Origin of the sequence: Arthrobacter sp. HMWF013 (genome assembly GCF_003061105.1) — a bacterium.
Classification (GTDB): Bacteria; Actinomycetota; Actinomycetes; order Actinomycetales; family Micrococcaceae; genus Arthrobacter.
Genome location: NZ_QAIQ01000068.1, coordinates 1 through 16,021 on the forward strand (window position 1 = coordinate 1; position 16,021 = coordinate 16,021).

17 protein-coding genes and 1 pseudogene are annotated in these 16,021 nt (G+C 65.8%); 13 read left to right on the forward strand and 5 right to left on the reverse strand.

The genetic code is table 11. The features are described 5' to 3' along the window. The 3 genes and pseudogenes from DBR22_RS03160 to DBR22_RS03170 form a co-directional block, all read left to right on the forward strand. A pseudogene (locus tag DBR22_RS03160) lies at positions 1 to 788 on the forward strand (NAD(P)/FAD-dependent oxidoreductase); the annotation flags it as partial. After that, a complete protein-coding gene (locus DBR22_RS03165) occupies positions 785 to 1,126 on the forward strand; it encodes a Rieske (2Fe-2S) protein (RefSeq protein ID WP_108597745.1) in 342 nt (113 codons plus the stop codon). The pseudogene DBR22_RS03160 and the gene DBR22_RS03165, both read left to right, overlap by 4 nt. Positions 1,127 to 1,314: 188 nt before the next feature. Continuing rightward, positions 1,315 to 2,775 (forward strand): amino acid permease, encoded by a 1,461-nt coding sequence (locus DBR22_RS03170; RefSeq protein ID WP_108597746.1) that lies wholly within the window; start codon positions 1,315 to 1,317, stop codon positions 2,773 to 2,775. 97 nt (positions 2,776 to 2,872) lie between these two features. Here the strand turns inward: DBR22_RS03170 and DBR22_RS03175 are convergent, their stop codons facing one another. Together DBR22_RS03175 and DBR22_RS03180 are read right to left on the reverse strand one after the other, a co-directional pair. Then, the gene (locus tag DBR22_RS03175; protein ID WP_108597747.1) at positions 2,873 to 3,598 is read right to left on the reverse strand and encodes a dienelactone hydrolase family protein; all 726 of its coding nucleotides are present in this window, start codon (positions 3,596 to 3,598) and stop codon (positions 2,873 to 2,875) included. Positions 3,599 to 3,716: 118 nt separating this feature from the next. Further along, positions 3,717 to 3,893, reverse strand: a complete 177-nt coding sequence (locus tag DBR22_RS03180) for a CsbD family protein (RefSeq protein ID WP_108597748.1) — start codon at positions 3,891 to 3,893, stop codon at positions 3,717 to 3,719. Positions 3,894 to 4,023: 130 nt separating this feature from the next. On the opposite strand from DBR22_RS03180, the gene DBR22_RS03185 reads away from it, so the two are divergent. The 5 genes from DBR22_RS03185 (at position 4,024) to DBR22_RS03205 (ending at position 8,162) form a co-directional block, all read left to right on the forward strand. Continuing rightward, positions 4,024 to 4,482 carry an SRPBCC family protein gene (locus DBR22_RS03185; protein WP_108597749.1) on the forward strand — a complete coding sequence of 153 codons (459 nt, stop codon included), beginning with the start codon at positions 4,024 to 4,026 and terminating at the stop codon, positions 4,480 to 4,482. A gap of 20 nt (positions 4,483 to 4,502) precedes the next feature. Next, positions 4,503 to 5,144: a pentapeptide repeat-containing protein gene (locus DBR22_RS03190; protein ID WP_181364998.1), complete on the forward strand. Its 642-nt coding sequence runs from the start codon at positions 4,503 to 4,505 to the stop codon at positions 5,142 to 5,144. Positions 5,145 to 5,248: 104 nt separating this feature from the next. Continuing rightward, a complete protein-coding gene (locus DBR22_RS03195) occupies positions 5,249 to 6,460 on the forward strand; it encodes a thiolase family protein (protein WP_108597751.1) in 1,212 nt (403 codons plus the stop codon). Continuing rightward, positions 6,460 to 7,287 carry an enoyl-CoA hydratase/isomerase family protein gene (locus DBR22_RS03200; protein WP_108597752.1) on the forward strand — a complete coding sequence of 276 codons (828 nt, stop codon included), beginning with the start codon at positions 6,460 to 6,462 and terminating at the stop codon, positions 7,285 to 7,287. The genes DBR22_RS03195 and DBR22_RS03200 overlap by 1 nt, the downstream gene beginning before the upstream one ends. Further along, on the forward strand, positions 7,284 to 8,162 hold the full coding sequence (locus tag DBR22_RS03205) for a 3-hydroxyacyl-CoA dehydrogenase family protein (RefSeq protein ID WP_108597753.1): 879 nt from the start codon (positions 7,284 to 7,286) through the stop codon (positions 8,160 to 8,162). Before DBR22_RS03200 ends, DBR22_RS03205 begins: the two co-directional genes overlap by 4 nt. Here DBR22_RS03205 and DBR22_RS03210 read toward each other — a convergent pair. Next, positions 8,159 to 8,392, reverse strand: coding sequence for a DUF6480 family protein (locus DBR22_RS03210; protein WP_108597754.1), 234 nt, complete (start codon positions 8,390 to 8,392; stop codon positions 8,159 to 8,161). The genes DBR22_RS03205 and DBR22_RS03210 overlap by 4 nt on opposite strands. A 75-nt stretch (positions 8,393 to 8,467) precedes the next feature. Here DBR22_RS03210 and DBR22_RS03215 point away from each other — a divergent pair, with 75 nt between their 5' ends. After that, on the forward strand, positions 8,468 to 9,076 hold the full coding sequence (locus tag DBR22_RS03215; protein WP_108597755.1) for a GNAT family N-acetyltransferase: 609 nt from the start codon (positions 8,468 to 8,470) through the stop codon (positions 9,074 to 9,076). Here the strand turns inward: DBR22_RS03215 and DBR22_RS03220 are convergent. Continuing rightward, entirely contained in the window at positions 9,073 to 9,858 is a 786-nt protein-coding gene (locus DBR22_RS03220) for an SGNH/GDSL hydrolase family protein (protein ID WP_181364999.1), read from the reverse strand. The two genes, DBR22_RS03215 and DBR22_RS03220, sit on opposite strands and share 4 nt — an antisense overlap. Before the next feature lie 241 nt (positions 9,859 to 10,099). On the opposite strand from DBR22_RS03220, the gene DBR22_RS03225 reads away from it, so the two are divergent. From DBR22_RS03225 to DBR22_RS03235, 3 genes are read left to right on the forward strand one after another with little or no spacing between them, the layout of a single operon-like run. Next, complete coding sequence (locus DBR22_RS03225) at positions 10,100 to 10,813, forward strand: tyrosine-protein phosphatase (RefSeq protein WP_108597757.1); 714 nt, start codon at positions 10,100 to 10,102, stop codon at positions 10,811 to 10,813. Continuing rightward, a complete protein-coding gene (locus DBR22_RS03230) occupies positions 10,810 to 11,076 on the forward strand; it encodes a hypothetical protein (RefSeq protein ID WP_108597758.1) in 267 nt (88 codons plus the stop codon). Before DBR22_RS03225 ends, DBR22_RS03230 begins: the two co-directional genes overlap by 4 nt. A 22-nt stretch (positions 11,077 to 11,098) precedes the next feature. Next, on the forward strand, positions 11,099 to 13,207 hold the full coding sequence (locus DBR22_RS03235; protein ID WP_258229023.1) for a S1 family peptidase: 2,109 nt from the start codon (positions 11,099 to 11,101) through the stop codon (positions 13,205 to 13,207). 63 nt (positions 13,208 to 13,270) lie between these two features. On the opposite strand, the gene DBR22_RS03240 is transcribed toward DBR22_RS03235, so the two are convergent. Next, complete coding sequence (locus tag DBR22_RS03240) at positions 13,271 to 13,624, reverse strand: PaaI family thioesterase (RefSeq protein ID WP_258229024.1); 354 nt, start codon at positions 13,622 to 13,624, stop codon at positions 13,271 to 13,273. A gap of 229 nt (positions 13,625 to 13,853) precedes the next feature. Here DBR22_RS03240 and paaZ point away from each other — a divergent pair, with 229 nt between their 5' ends. After that, complete coding sequence (gene paaZ, locus DBR22_RS03245) at positions 13,854 to 15,962, forward strand: phenylacetic acid degradation bifunctional protein PaaZ (protein ID WP_108597760.1); 2,109 nt, start codon at positions 13,854 to 13,856, stop codon at positions 15,960 to 15,962. Positions 15,963 to 16,021: the final 59 nt, after the last annotated feature.

Here is a 16,021-nt window from a genome sequence, read left to right on the forward strand (position 1 = left end):
CAAACATCCAGCGTGACGGCACTTTCTCGGTGGTCCCGCAGATGAAGGGCGGCGTCACGTCCGTCCAGCAGCTCCGCCGCATTGCCGATGTTGCCGAGAAGCACAAGGTCCCGCTGATCAAACTGACCGGCGGGCAGCGCATCGACCTGCTGGGCATCCCCAAGGAGGACCTCCCGCAGGTCTGGGCCGACCTGGACATGCCGTCCGGCTACGCGTACGGCAAGAGCTTCCGCACCGTAAAAACCTGTGTGGGCAAGGACTTCTGCCGCTACGGGACGGGGGATTCCACCAAGCTCGGCATCGAGATCGAATCCCGGTTCCAGGGCATCGAAGCGCCGGCCAAGCTGAAGCTCGCGGTGTCCGGGTGCCCGCGCAACTGTGCCGAATCGCTGGTCAAGGACGTGGGTGTGGTGGCTGTGGAGGGTGGCCGCTGGGAGATCTACATCGGGGGAGCAGCGGGCGCGCACATCCGGAAGGGGGACCTGCTGGCCACCGTGGACGACCCGGAGGAAGTCAAGGTCCTGACCGGCCGCTTTATGCAGTACTACCGCGAACGCGCCAACTGGCTCGAGCGGACGTACGCCTTCGTCCCCAGGGTAGGCATCGAACATCTGCGGGCGGTGATTGTGGAGGACTCCGAGGGGCTTGCCAAAGGCCTCGACGCCGCCATCCAGGCCTCCGTGGATGCGTACGTGGATCCCTGGAGCGAGCGGGACGATCCCCTCACGCCGGGCCAGTTCCGGACCTCGCTGCCGCTGACGGTCCTCCCGCAGGTGCCCGTCCGATGAGCGGCACCGGAACCCACGTCCTGGGGCCCGTGGACCAGATTCCGCCGGGGGAGGGGCGGGCCTTCGCGGTGGACGGGGAACAGATAGCAGTCTTCCGGCTCCGGGACGGTTCCCTCCGGGCGCTCGCCGCCGTCTGCCCCCACCGGGGCGGGCCCATCGCCGATGGCACCATCGACAACGAGGTGGTGATCTGCCCGCTCCACCAGCACGCGTTTGAGCTGGCCACTGGCTGCTCCACCACAGGGGCCGAACCGCTGCGCATTTTTGAGGTGCAGAGGGATATCGAGGAGAACATCGTTCTGCAAATCACCCAAAAGGCGTGCAATTCTTCACCTTGATTGCCGCTGAATGTTGTCCGCGTCACCAACCCTGAAATGCGCCTTGTAGGATAGGTGGGCCGCGCGAACTTCGGCGCCCGAGAGTTTTCGTCCACATAATTGCCTCAAACGAGGGTTACCCCGAATTATCTGGACAAAAGCCAGGGTTTCCCTGCGCCGGCCGTTCCCCCTACCCACAAGGAATTGTTGTGCCACAAAGTACCCCCACAGAACTTGAGAGCCGCACGGCGCAACCCGCCGTCGTCGACTCCACCCTCAGCGCCGAGGGCTACGCGAAATCCCTGAGCGGCCGCCAGGTCACCATGATCGCCATGGGCGGCGCGATCGGCGTCGGCCTCTTCATGGGTGCCGGCGGACGCCTGGCCTCCACGGGCCCCGCGCTCATCTTCTCCTATGCCATTGCCGGCGTCATCGCCTACCTGCTGATGCGGGCGCTGGGCGAACTCATCATGTACCGCCAGACCTCGGGTTCGTTCGTCAGCTACGCTGGCGAAATGTTCGGCAAAAAGGGCGCGTACCTCTCCGGCTGGATGTACTTCATCAACTGGGCCATGACCGGCATCGCCGAGCTCATCGCGATCGGACTGTACTTCCAGTTCTTCTTCCCCAACGTCCCCGTTGAACTGTCAGCCATCGCGGCGCTGCTGCTGCTCGTGGGCGTGAACCTCCTGAGCGTCAAGGCGTTCGGCGAATTCGAATTCTGGGCCTCCTGCCTCAAGGTGGGCGCCATCATGATCTTCCTGGCCGTCGGCACGTTTATGGTCATCACCAACGCCCAGGTGGGCGACGGCAACGCCTCGGTCAGCAACCTCTTCGCTGCCGAAGGCGGAATGTTCCCCAAGGGCGCCCTGGTGATGATCCTGGTCCTGAACGCCGTCATCTTCGCCTACAACGGCATTGAACTCGTGGGCATCACCGCCGGCGAAATGCAGGACCCCGCCAAGGAAGTTCCCAAGGCCATCCGCGCTGTCGTGTTCCGGATCGTGGTGTTCTACGTCGGCTCCGTGACCCTCCTTGCCATGCTCCTGCCCTCGGACCAGTACGAGGCCGGCACCTCGCCGTTCGTCACCGTGTTCGGCCAGATGGGCCTCGGCTGGATGGGCGATGTCATGAACATGATCGTCATCACCGCCGCGCTGTCCTCCTGCAACTCCGGCCTGTACTCGATCGGCCGCATCTTCCGCACCATGGCCAACAACGGGCACGCCCCGGAGTGGCTGACCCGGATGTCCAAGAGCCACGTGCCGTACGCCGCCATCCTGGCGATCGGCGCCGTCTACCTCGTGGGCATCCTGCTGAACATCTGGCTCGGCGGCTCCCACGCCTTCGATCTCGCCCTGAACTCCGCCTCGATCGGCGTGATCTTCACCTGGGGTGCCATCTTCGCCAGCCAGATCGCGCTGCGCAAGAAGAAGGGCAAGGTCTCCTCCCTGCCCGCGCCCGGCGGAACCTGGTCCAGCTGGGCCGGCCTCATCGCCCTGCTCGCCATCACCGTGCTGATCGGCTTCGACACGATGACCAGCAAGTCCGGCGAGGTCTTCCACCTTGGCCTCTGGACCCTGGCCACCATCCCGTTCTTCGCGCTCCTGCTGTGGCTGGGCTGGCAGAAGGTCCGGAACAACGAACCGAAGAGTGAGCTCTTCTGCTAAGTTCCGCTCCAGCGGTAACGCACCAAAGAAGTACGACGACGGCGGGTCACCCTCTTGGGGGCGGCCCGCCGTCGTCGTCGGTTCCGGAGCCCGTGGTTCAGTCCTTAAGGTGCCGGGCGAAGTGGTCCTCGATCCGCTGCCAGGCTTCGGGGGAGGCCGCAGGGTCGGGGCCGATGCCCATGACCCGCATGAGCGGCCGGAGCAGTGCCGGGCCGGCGTCCGTGTCGTTGAGGAACGCGTGTCCGGCGGTGGGGAATTCCTTGACGCTGTGTTCGATGCCCAGGCTGGTCAGGGCGGTTTCGAGCGTGGCGGCGGCACCTTTGAGCGTGGTGTCGCGGCCGCCGAAGTTGGCGACGATGGGGCACGCCCCGCGGAGTGCCTCCTCGAGCTCCCCGGGCAGGCGGCCGTAATTGACCGACGCGGCATCGAACCCGTCGCGCGCCACTAAGAGTGCAAACCCGCCGCCCATGCAGAAACCGATGACCCCGGTTTTTCCGGTGGACAGCGGCGAACCGGCGAGCCAGGTCCGGGCCGTGGCGATGTCGGTCAAGGCCCGGCCGCTTCCTTTGACCATGCTTTGCATGGTGCTGACGAGGCAGCGCCGGGCGCCGCCGTCGGTGAACAGATCCACGGCGAGGGTCAGGTAGCCGGCGCGGGCCAGCCGGTCCGCATGCCGCCGGATCTGGTCATTGAGGCCGAATGCCTCGTGAATCATGACGACGGCGGGAAAGGGGCCGGGACCAGGCGGCGTTGCGAGGTACCCGCCGAGGTTCTGGGAGCCGCCCCTGGCGGTGCTTTCGGCGCTCAGGTCGATGTTGGTCATGGGCCCAAGACTAACTGCAGACCCATCCGCCGGCGGGGTGTCGGAGGGAGGCGCAAAAAAGAACGGCGGCGGACCCCCCATGGGAATCCACCGCCGTCCAGTGTGGGGGCGCTGCGGGTTAGTCCCGCTTAAAGGTGTCCTTGACGTCCTCGCCGACCTTCTTCGCGTCAGCCTTGACCTGGTCAGACTGACCTTCGGCACGCAGCCGGTCGTTGTCGGTGGCGTTTCCGGCCGCTTCCTTCGCCTTGCCGCCCAAGTGCTCTGCTTCGTTACTGATCTTGTCTCCGAGGCCCATAATCTGGCCGCCTTTCGTTTCCGGTTGATCAAACAATGCATTTTCACCCTAACACAAAGCATGCTTACTACTTCAAGGGTGCGGACCGGGCGCCTGTTGAATTGTCGATACCCCCGGCTAGGCTCGATGCATGGACCACAGCACAAGCCTGACCCAGCATATCCGCGCCACTCCAGAGAAGGTCTGGGCCGTCATCTCGGACATCCCGGGTTCCGCAGCCACCCTGACCGGCATTGAATCCGTGCAGATGCTCAGTGACGGGCCGTACGGCGAGGGGACCCGCTGGAAGGAAACCCGGACCATGATGGGCCGCTCCGAAACCGTGGAAATGTGGGTGGCGCAGGCTGATCCGCCGCGCAGCACCACGGTCAAGGCGCAGCAGGGCGGTGCCGACTACACCACACGCTTCAGCCTTGCCGAGCGCGGCGGCGGAACCGACCTCATGCTGACCTTCGGCGCCGGCGTGGCCAAGCCCACCCTGCTCAGCAAAGTGACCATGGCCCTGTTCGGGAAGATCGGCATGAGCATGACCCGCAAGGCGCTGGCGAAGGACCTGGCCGAAATCGCTGCGAAAGCGGAATCGCTCTAGTGGCGGTTAAGGCTCCGAAAGTGACGGCACCCCGCCTCTCACCAGTCACCTTGGCAGATCTTCGCGAGGACCCTGCGCCGGACTTCCAGCGCGGTGAAAGGTACGACGGCGTCCGGTACAGCCGTGCGGCTGCCGACGGCCTGGAGCTGAGCGGCACCGATTTTGCCGAGTGCGAATTTGACGGCGTTTCGTTCAATGACGCGCAGCTGCGCGGCGCCACTTTCCGGGACTGCATCCTGTCAGAGCTGTACGCCCCGGTGTTCCGGGCAGCCCGCTCCACCTGGCGGGACGTGCAGCTGAACAATCCACGGCTGGGTTCCGCCGAGCTGTATGAAAGCGGCTGGCAGTCCGTCCGGATCGACGGCGGGAAGCTGGACTTCCTGAACCTGCGCGGAGCCAAGCTGACGGACGTCGTCATCAGCGACTGCATCATCAATGAGCTCGATCTGGGGTCCGCCGCCGGCGCACGGGTGGCGTTGAAGAACTGCACCATCGGAACCTTGGACCTGACCGGCGCACGGCTGAAGAACTTCGACCTCCGCGGCACGGACTTCCGGACCATCAGCGGCCTCGGCAGCCTGGCCGGTGTGGTGATCGACGACTATCAGCTGAGCCTGCTGGCGCCGCTCCTGGCCGGGCATCTGGGCGTCGTGGTTCTCTGACCTCCGTATGGGCAAGAGGGGATCGTGGTGGCACTGGCCGCGGCAGTGTAGTCTTTACAGAACGAACGGTCGGTAAATAACTCCCTGGCGTAAAGGATGTTCTCATGGTCGAGGCTTTTCTTGTTGGCGGTGTCCGCACTCCTGTGGGCAGGTACGGCGGGGCGCTGTCCTCGGTCCGTCCCGATGATCTGGCCGCGCTGGTCATCCGGGAAGCCGTGACCCGGTCCGGGCTGGATCCGGACAGCATTGAGGAAGTCATCCTGGGTAACGCCAACGGCGCCGGTGAGGAAAACCGCAACGTCGCGCGGATGGCCACCCTCCTGGCCGGGCTTCCCCTCCACATCCCGGGCATCACCGTCAACAGGCTGTGCGCGTCCGGGCTCAGTGCCATCATCCAGGCCAGCCAGATGATCAAGTCCGGTGCCGCGGACATCGTCATTGCCGGCGGCGTGGAATCGATGAGCCGGGCGCCCTGGGTCCAGGAGAAGCCCGCCACGGCGTTCGCGAAGCCCGGCCAGATCTTCGACACCTCCATCGGCTGGCGTTTCGTTAATCCGCTGTTCCAGAAGGGCGGGCTGGCCCGGGACGGCAAGATGACCTACTCCATGCCTGAAACGGCCGAGGAAGTAGCCCGGGTGGACGGCATTACCCGTGAGGACGCCGACGCGTTCGCCGTCCGCTCCCACGAGCGTTCCCTGGCTGCCATCGCCGCCGGCCGGTTCGCGGACGAGATCGTCCCCGTCACGGTCAGGACCCGCAAGGCTGAGACGGTGGTTGACACCGATGAAGGCCCGCGCGCCGGGACCACCCTGGAAGTCCTCGCCGGCCTGCGTCCGGTGGTGCCCGGCGGCTCCGTGGTGACTGCCGGCAACTCCTCCACCCTGAACGACGGCGCCTCGGCCATCATCGTCGCGTCCGAGGCCGCCATCGAACGGCTCGGCCTCACCGCACGTGCCCGCATCATCGATGGCGCTTCCGCCGGCTGCGAACCCGAGGTCATGGGCATCGGCCCGGTGCCGGCCACCCAGAAGGTCCTCAAGCGGAGCGGCCTGAGCGTCGGTGACCTTGGCGCCGTCGAACTGAACGAAGCGTTCGCCACGCAGTCACTCGCCAGCATGCGGCGGCTGGGCCTCGACCCTGAGATCGTGAATAGGGACGGCGGCGCCATCAGCCTGGGCCACCCGCTCGGTTCCAGCGGCTCACGGATCGCCATCACCCTGCTGGGCCGGATGGAACGCGAAGACGCCAAAATCGGGCTGGCCACCATGTGCATCGGCGTCGGCCAGGGCACCGCGATGCTGCTGGAGCGCGTCTGATGCCCGCCCAGGACAGCGCCACCGGGCAGCTCAGCACCGTCCACTTCACCACGCTGCTGGTTGAGGAGCGGGCCGACCGGGTGGTGGTCCTCCTCAACCGCCCGGAGGTCAGGAACGCCATCGACCAGCAGATGGTGGATGAACTGCATGTGGTCTGCGCCGCGCTGGAGCAGAACCCGAAGGTCCTGATCATTGCGGGCGTCGACGGCGTGTTTGCCTCCGGAGCGGACATCGCGCAACTGCGGGAACGGCGCCGGGAGGACGCCCTGCAGGGTATCAATTCGACGATTTTCGTCCGGATCGCCAAGCTGCCCATGCCCGTGATTGCGGCCCTTGACGGGTACTGCCTGGGTGGCGGCGCTGAACTCGCCTACGCCGCGGATTTCCGGATTGGCACTCCCAGTGTCCGGATCGGCAACCCCGAGACCGGGCTGGGGATCCTGGCTGCGGCCGGCGCGAGCTGGCGGCTCAAGGAGCTGGTAGGCGAGCCGGTGGCCAAACAGATCCTCCTGGCGGGCCGCGTGCTCAAAGCCGACGAGGCGTTGGCGGTCAACCTCATCACCGAAATCCACGAGGCGCCGGAACTGATGGATGCCGCGCACGATGTGGCGGACAGGATCGGCCGCCAGGACACGCTGGCCGTACGGATCACCAAATCGGTGTTCCATGCCCCGGCCGAAGCCCACCCGCTGATAGACCAGCTGGCGCAGGGAATCCTCTTTGAATCCCAGGCCAAGTTCGACCGCATGCAGGCGTTCCTGGACAAAAATGCAGCCAAGAAAGCGGCCAAGAGCGCCCCCGAAGCAGAACAGGCGAACCAATCATGAGCAATTCGAGACTCCCGGAGAACCTTCCCGCCACGGTGGGCGTCCTGGGCGGCGGCCGCATGGGCGCAGGGATTGCCCACGCTTTCCTGCTCAACGGCTCCAACGTCCTGGTGGTGGAACGCGACGAGGAATCGGCCGAGGCCGCCCGGGAGCGTGTGGAATCTGCCGCTGCGAAGAGCATCGAGCTCGGCGCGACTGACGGCAACCTGGACGAAATGGTGTCGCGGCTTGCCGTCACCGTGGACTACGACGACTTCGCGGACCGGCAATTGGTGGTGGAGGCCGTTCCGGAAGACTGGGACCTGAAGGTGGCGTCCCTGCGCGGAATCGAGGATCGGCTGGCGGCGGATGCGTATCTCGCGTCCAACACCTCCTCCCTGTCTGTTGACGGCCTGGCCCAGGAACTCAAGCGCCCGCAGAACTTTCTGGGCCTGCACTTCTTCAACCCGGTGCCCGCCTCAACGCTGATCGAAGTGGTGCTGGGGAAGCGGACGTCGCCTACCCTCGCCGCCGCCGCCAAAAGGTGGGTCGAGGCACTCGGCAAGACCGCCGTCGTCGTCAACGATGCCCCCGGCTTCGCCTCGTCGAGGCTGGGCGTGGCGATTGCGCTGGAGGCCATGCGGATGGTGGAGGAGGGAGTGGCGTCCGCCGAAGACATCGACAACGCCATGGTCCTGGGCTACAAGCACCCCACCGGCCCGCTGCGAACCACTGACATTGTGGGCCTGGATGTGCGGCTGGGCATTGCGGAGTACCTGCAGTCAACGCTGGGGGAGCGCTTCGCCCCGCCTCAGATTCTGAAGGACAAGGTTGCCCGCGGCGAATTGGGCCGCAAAACGGGCAAGGGGTTTTTCGACTGGAAGGGCCAGTCCTAGTCGAAGAAGCCGACGATGTAGCCGATGAAGAAAAGCAGGAACAGCAGGACGCCGGCACCGATCGCACCGAGCCAGAAGATCTGCTGACCCTTTCCTGAGCCGCGCTGCCGGGGCTCCTGGGTGCCTGCCACTGAACCTTCGCCCGGCGGGGTTTCGCCGGGCGGCACTCCGCCGCCCGGTTCCAGGCCGGTGATCTTGTCATCCTGCGGGTCCGGATTGGAACCTGACACGTCAACTCCCTTGCTCGCCCGTCATTGCTGACCCCAGCGTATCCGGGCCGCAGCGGTTCAGCCTAGGCTGGAGCCGTGACTTTTCTCGAACCTCTTACGCTGACCGGCAAGCACGTCATCCTCGAGCCCTTGCACTCGGAACATCACGATGGCCTGGTGGCGGCAGCCCTGGACGGTGAACTCTGGAAGCTCTGGTACACCTCTGTTCCCGCGCCCGAGGAGATGACCGCGGAGATCGAACGCCGGCTGGCCATGCAGGAAGCGGGGTCCATGGTGCCGTTCACCGCGCGCCTCATCGACCCCGGAACGGGCGGTCCTGGCCGGATCATAGGGATGACCAGTTACTGTAATATCGACGCCGCCACACCCCGTGTGGAGATCGGTTACACGTGGAATGCGGCGTCTTCGCAGGGCACCGGCACCAACCCGGAATCCAAGCTGCTGCTCCTGGGCCATGCCTTCGAACACCTGGGATGCCCCGCCGTCGAGTTCCGGACCCACTGGCTCAACCACCAATCGCGGGAAGCCATTGCCAGGCTGGGCGCCAAACAGGACGGCGTGCTCCGCAGCCACTCGCGGACCAAGGACGGCGTGCTCCGGGATTATGTGGTGTTCTCAATCCTGGAGCACGAATGGCCCATGGTCCGCGCGGGGCTGGAGTTCAGGCTGGCTAAGCGCCGCTAGGGCGTGTACGCGCCGGCGGCGGTCAGGGCGGCGAGGTAGCCGTCCCGATAGCCCGCAGCGTTCGGGTGGAGGAAACTGCCTGGGTCGGTAAAGTCCAGATTGATCCACGGGTCTTGGGTCAAGGCGCCGTGGCCGGCAAACGCCTCTGTGACTCCGACAAATGTCACGTCGACTCCGAAGGTGCCCGCCGCTGTGGTGGCGGCCAACTCAATGGAGCCGTTCAGGCCGTTAATCAGCCGAGTGGCCACTGCATTGAAGGACGTCGGATCGGTCTGGCTGGCCGGTAAGGGCTCCAGGATGTAGGGGTAGCCGGTCACTACAATTCTGGCGTTGGGCGCAGCGGCGTGGACGCTGAGGATCATGTTGCCTACCTCGCCGGCCAGTTGTCCGTTTTCTCCTTCAATAATCGCGTTGGTCGCGGCAGCCGTGCATTCAGGGCTGGCTGGGTAGCCGACGAGAGCGGTCGCGCAAGCGGCGGCGAGTGTCCCGAAGTCCAGGTTATTGCCGCCGGCAGTGATGGTTACTAGGTCAGTCTTCCAGTCCAGCACTCCGAGCTGGCTGTTCACCACGATCTCGGTCGTCGCGCCGCCGCACGCCACGTTGGTGGTGACCTTCACGGATTTGAGGTCATCCGCGAGTTCTGAATAGGCGTTCGCGCTCCGGCCACAAGTGCTGTCGACGTAAGCCCCAGCACCCACCCCGGCGGCGTAGGAGTCGCCCAGGGCCACGTAGTAGTCGTATTTGTCTATTGCCTGCGCTGGTGCCGCGAGACTCAGGGTCATTGCAAGAGTGGCGACACCGGCCGCTAAGGCCGAGCGCCGCCGTCGTACTGCTGAAGCTGCCATCGTATTTCCCCTTTAGATGATCAAACCGAACAAACTGAGACAGGCATGTAACAGTCACCGTACGCCTTCCGCAAGGGCCGGTCACGGGAACCGTGTACGTGTTTTTCTGCGCCGCTACTTGCCCCGTGTACCTGCCCCGCGCGTGCAGGCGGCCGCGGCGGTGTGGTTAGCTGTGCGGATGGAGAAATCTGGGGGAGCCATGGGCTGGGACGGTGCCGTGAATGCGTGGCACGTCGCCGGCGGCGTCTTCCGGATGGGCCGCCGCGAATGGCTCACCGAAACGGGCTGGCAAAACGCGTACGACGACGGCGTCCGCACGGTGGTGGACCTCCGTAACTCCCATGAGGCGCAGCGCCGGGACACCGATCCGTCCGTGGCTGAATCGGCCTGGTCCGGTATCAGGATTGTCTCCGCCCCGACCGAAGTCCCGGACGATCCCCGGCTCACCGACGTGTGCGGGCCCTACCTCAACGATCCCGCCCACTATCTTCATAATGTCCGCCTCTTCCCGGAGAAATTCGTGGAGGTTTTCCGCGCGGTTGCGTCGGCCCCGGGCGCGGTGGTCATTCATTGCGCGGCTGGCCGGGACCGCAGCGGGATGGTGGCGGCCATGCTGCAGGACCTTGCCGGCGACTCCGACGAGCAGATCGCCAGCGGCTACGCAAAGGCAGCCCGCGGCATCAACGAACGCTACCGGACCCATGGCCCACCGCACGCGCGCGAACGTTACATGGAAAACGACCAACTCGACCCCCTGCTGGAGCAACGCGGACGGACGGTGGTGCAGTTCACCCGCGAGCTGGGCACCCGCTCGTTCCTGCTGAAAAACGGACTGTCGCAGGCTGACCTTGCTGCTGTCCAGACCCTGCTCGGCAGCCGGGTGAGCCTGTGAGCCCGCTGAAGCCGGTGAGCCCCCTGAAGTACGTTGCCGCGGGGCTCGCGGTGGCCGGTGTGGTGATGCTTGTCGGCGGCCCGTTGTGGGCGGTTCTGGACTCCAACCTCGGAAGCTCTGAGGAAAACTTCGGGCTGGGGGACGGCACCGTTCCCGGCGAGTGGCTCCCCGGCCAGGTTTTCCTGATGGTGGGCGGAGCAATTTTGTGCGTGGCCGCGGTGGTGGCCGCCTACGTGGCGCGGCGGAGCGATGCAGATGAGTAGGACTAAGGGGACGGCAACCGGCATGAAACGCATTCTTGGAGCCGCAGCGGCAGCTGGCATGGCATTGGCCCTGGGTTTGGGGGCGGTGCCGGCGTCTGCGGTTGCCACTGAGTCAGACGGGACGCAAAGCTCGACGACGGCAGGTTCCGGGGTCAGCGCGGCAGGACTCAGCACTGCAGGACTCAGCACTGCAAACCTCAGCGCAGCGGGCCTCACCGAGGCTGTCGCCCGGGATCTTGGCCTTACCCCCGGGGAATTCGAGGCCGCCGGCCAGTTGGGCAAGCGGGCAGCCGAGGCTGCGGCCTCTTTGAACTCACTGCCCGGCTATGTGGGGATCAGCCTGGCAGAGGGCAGGATCGTCGTCCAAGGTTCGGGGGCCGCGCTGCAGGCGAGGGTGGACGAGCTGAACCAGTCAGGTCCTGCCGATTTCGTCCTCAGGCCAGTGGCCACTCCGGCCGAACCGTTAACCCCGGCGGCACCTTCAGCTTCAGAGCCATCCTCAGCAGCAGCTCCCGACGCTTCACCAGCAGCGTCGGCTGAGGCAACCATCGCACCTGCCCCCGGCCGTTCTGCCCGAGACATTGATCAGCTGTTCCAGGAGTACGTGCGGGACGTTGGCACTGCCGGCCTGCAGGCTGTGGTCTTCACCGACGGGCACTTTGTGATCCGCACGGGAGCCCATTCCACTCCCGAGTCGGGCGTCCCGGGCATCCCGGATGCGCCACAGCCCACCACGCCGGAAGCAACAGTGGCGGCCCCCGGCACCGCGTCACCGGCAGAGTTCGCGGCCCGCTACTCCAACGTGCAGCTCGAAACGGGTGCCTCGCTCAAAACCGAGGAGAGCTACTTCGGCGGGCAGGGCTACTTTGCCGACAATCTGGCCATCTGCTCGGCCGGGTTCTCCGCCTTCGGCCCTACCGGACTGCCGCTGGTGCTGACGGCCGGACACTGCACCGAAGACGGCCTGGCGAAGGCCGCCGACCTCGAGCCCGCCACCTCGTCGCCGGCCGGTGGCTGGAAAAATCCGTTGGTGCGGCCCCTCGCCCCGCTGGGGAAATTCGGCTTCAGCCAGTTCGGCGGCGTGGACAACTCCGTAGCCACCTCAGACCCGGCCACGGTGGGCACGGACATTGCGGTGGTCGAGAAGATCCGGCAGGACCTGAGCCTCGAACCCAGTGCCCTCCGATGGGATGACGCCGAAAACCCAGATCCCACGTCTGTGAAGGTCATCGGGAGCACGGCACCGGTGCAGGGTCAGCCCGTCTGCCGGTCCGGGCGGACAACGGGCTGGAAGTGCGGAACGGTCGATTCGGTCGGGATCTGGTTGATGCCCGGGCGGAACAGCCTGCCGCCGCTTTATGACAACGATCTCCGCGCTGTCCGGGCCTTTGATTCGTTGTCCGTGAAGTCGTCCGGCGGCGATTCCGGCGGTCCCTGGATCAGCGGCAACTATGCCGTGGGCACCCACATTGGTTCCGAAACCTCCTCCGGCGTTCAAACCCGGGCCCTGGCTGCGACCTTCGTGGATTCCGTCAGGGAGATCCCCGGCGGAGTGGAGCTTGAACTCTTCCTCAACAAGCCGGCTGTCACGTCGCCCGCCCCCGGCGGAACGTTCGGCGCCGGCCAGACCATCACCGGCCAGGTGCCCGCCGCCCCGGCGTCGGCGGTGGCGGAAGGTTCCACGGTCAGGATCACCGTGGAAGGCCAGGCACCCTTTGAGGTTCCCGTTGACGACGCCGGCGCCTGGTCTTTTGCGGCGCCTGCGGTCAGCGGGTCCTTGCGTTTCACAGCCGAAACGGTCAACGGCTTCAGCGCATCCGGCGCCTCCGCGTTCGTTTTCGCCCCCACGCCTGCAGCGTCCCCAAGCACGGAAGCCACGGTCGCAGGAACGGCGACTGCCGCCCCCGCGGCGCCAGCGCCAGCCCCGGCTGCCGTTCCGGCCTCCCACGGTGCGGTGTCCCCGGCGGGTGACGCCGCCGTCGTCGTCCGTCCCCGGCTTGAAAACCTGCCCGAAACCGGGGCTTCCGGGCTGCTGCTGGCCGGCGGACTGGCCGCCCTGGCACTCGTTGCCGGCGGCGCACTGCTGGCGCTGTCCCGGCGTCGGAAGCGGGCAGCGCCACACCACCGTTGATCTATCACTTTTGGGTGCTTTGCCACCCGTTTGAGAACCAAACCTGATAGAGCAACGGAGGGGTTACTGCTTCCGCTTCATCAGCAGATTGGTGATGCGCATCGTGCACAGGCGCTGGCCGGAATCGTTGGTAATCAGGACCTCGTGCGTGGTCAGCGTGCCGCCGAGGTGGATCGGTGTGGCGGTGATGGTGATCTGGCCGTCGCGGGCGGAACGGTGGTGGGTAGCGGAGACGTCCACGCCCACGGCGGTTTTGCCCATGGTGCTGGCGTGGATGACCGCGGCCCAGGAGCCCACAGCCTCGCCCACGGCCAGCGATGCGCCCCCGTGCAGCAGCCCGAACGATTGCCGGTTGCCCTCCACAGGCATGGTGGCAACCACGCGTTCCACGGATTCCTCGACGATTTTCACGCCCATTTTCTCGTCGAGCTCGCCCAGGGTGATCTTCCACAGGTCCGCAGGGAGGATCTGTCCGGTGATTCCTTGGTCATGAAGTCTCCTCGGGGGATTGACGGTGGGTGCTCGCAAAGCCTAACTTCCAGTGTGCAGGACGGCGCAGTCATGTACTGTAGACATGTTACCGAACGAACGGTCAGTAAAGCGCTGGCCGTGTGTGTTTGCCCCGCGTTGGAAGGACCCGTCAACGATGACCACCACTGCAACAGCCGAAGCCACTCTCGAGACCGTCGAGACTGTTCCCAGTTTTATCCAGGACTCGTGGTGGACTCCCGACGCCGGTGCTGCCGCTGACGCTGTCCCCGTCCGGGATGCGAGCACCGGCGAAATCCTGGCCAAGGTGAGCACCAACGGACTGGATCTGGCCGCCGTCGTCGATTACGGCCGCACGGTCGGCCAGGAGGAACTGGGCAAGCTGACCTTCCACCAGCGCGCGCTCAAGCTCAAGGAACTCGCGCAGTACCTGAACGCCCGCCGCGAGCACTTCTACACGTTCTCTTCGCAGACCGGCGCCACCAAGATCGACTCCATGATCGACATCGACGGCGGAATCGGCGTCCTGTTCACCTTCGGCTCCAAGGGCCGGCGCGAGCTGCCCAACTCCCAGGTGGTGGTGGACGGCCCCATGGAGGTGCTGTCCAAGGACGGCTCGTTCGCCGGCGAACACATCTACACACGCATCCCCGGCGTTGCGGTCCAGATCAACGCGTTCAACTTCCCGGTGTGGGGCATGCTGGAAAAGCTGGCGCCCGCCTTCATCGCCGGGGTGCCCACCATCGTTAAGCCCGCCACCCCCACCGGCTACGTTGCCGCGGCCGTGGTGAAGGCCATCATCGAATCCAACATCCTGCCCAAGGGCTCGCTGCAGCTGATTTCCGGTTCCGTCCGCGGGCTCCTCGACGTCCTCGATTACCGCGACCTCGTGGCTTTCACCGGCTCCGCCTCCACCGCGCTGTCCCTGAAATCGCACCCCAACGTGGTGCAGGGCGGCGTCCGGTTCACGTCGGAAACAGACTCGCTCAACGCCGCCATCCTGGGCCCCGACGCCGTGGAAGGAACCCCGGAGTTCGACGCTTTCGTCAAGTCCGTGGTCACCGAGATGACCGTCAAGGCGGGCCAGAAGTGCACCTCGATCCGGCGCGCCATTGTTCCCGAAGAACTGGTGTCCGCAGTAATTTCCGCCGTCGGTAAGCGCGTGGAGGAGCGCATCGTCCTGGGCGACCCCCGCGCCGAAGGCGTCACCATGGGCGCGCTGGCCTCCGTGGAGCAGCTCGCCGACGTCCGCGCCGCCGTGCAGTCAATGCTCGACGCCGGCGGTGAGCTGGCGTACGGAACGCTCGATTCGCCGTCGGTCACCTCTCTGGATGGTGCGACAGGAGTGGTGGAAGCAGGCGCGTTCATGTCCCCGGTGGTGCTGAGCTGGGACGATCCCGAGACGGAGGCGATCCACTCGCTGGAGGCGTTCGGCCCGGTCGCCTCTGTGATTGGGTACAAGGACCTGTCCGACGCCGTCCGCCTCGCCGCACGGGGCGGCGGCTCCCTCGTGGCCTCGGTGTGCACCAACGATCCCGCTGTGGCGCGTGAATTGGTTACCGGGATTGCGGCCCACCACGGGCGCGTCCTGATGCTCAACCGCGAGGACGCGCGTTCGTCAACGGGCCATGGTTCGCCTGTACCGCACCTGGTCCACGGCGGACCCGGACGGGCCGGCGGCGGCGAGGAGCTGGGCGGCATCCGCTCGGTGATGCACCACATGCAGCGCACCGCCATCCAGGGCTCGCCCAACATGCTGACCGCCGTTACCGGCGTGTGGCACACCGGCGCTGACCGGAACTTCACCGTGGACACCGAGGGCACGCACCCCTTCCGGAAGTCCTTGGAAACCCTCCACATCGGTGACGCGATCCGCTCCGGCCTCCGTGAAGTGACCCTCGAAGAGATCACCAAGTTCGCCAACTCCACGGGCGATACGTTCTACGCCCACACCAACCAGGAAGCCGCGGCAGCCAACCCGTTCTTCCCGGGCATCGTGGCTCACGGCTACCTGCTGCTGGCCTGGGGAGCCGGTCTGTTCGTGGAGCCTGCGCCGGGACCGGTCCTGGCCAACTACGGCCTCGAAAACCTGCGCTTCATCACGCCCGTGGCCGCCGGGGACTCCATCCGGGTCACCCTGACCGCGAAGAAGATCACCCCGCGCGAGACTGACGAGTACGGCGAAGTTTCCTGGGATGCCGTCCTGACCAACCAGAACGACGAAATCGTCGCCACCTACGACGTCCTCACCCTCGTAGAAAAGTAGCCGCCTCCCCATTCGACGCTCTGGCACTTCCTGTGGGTTTTCCGCAAACGCTCTCTCAC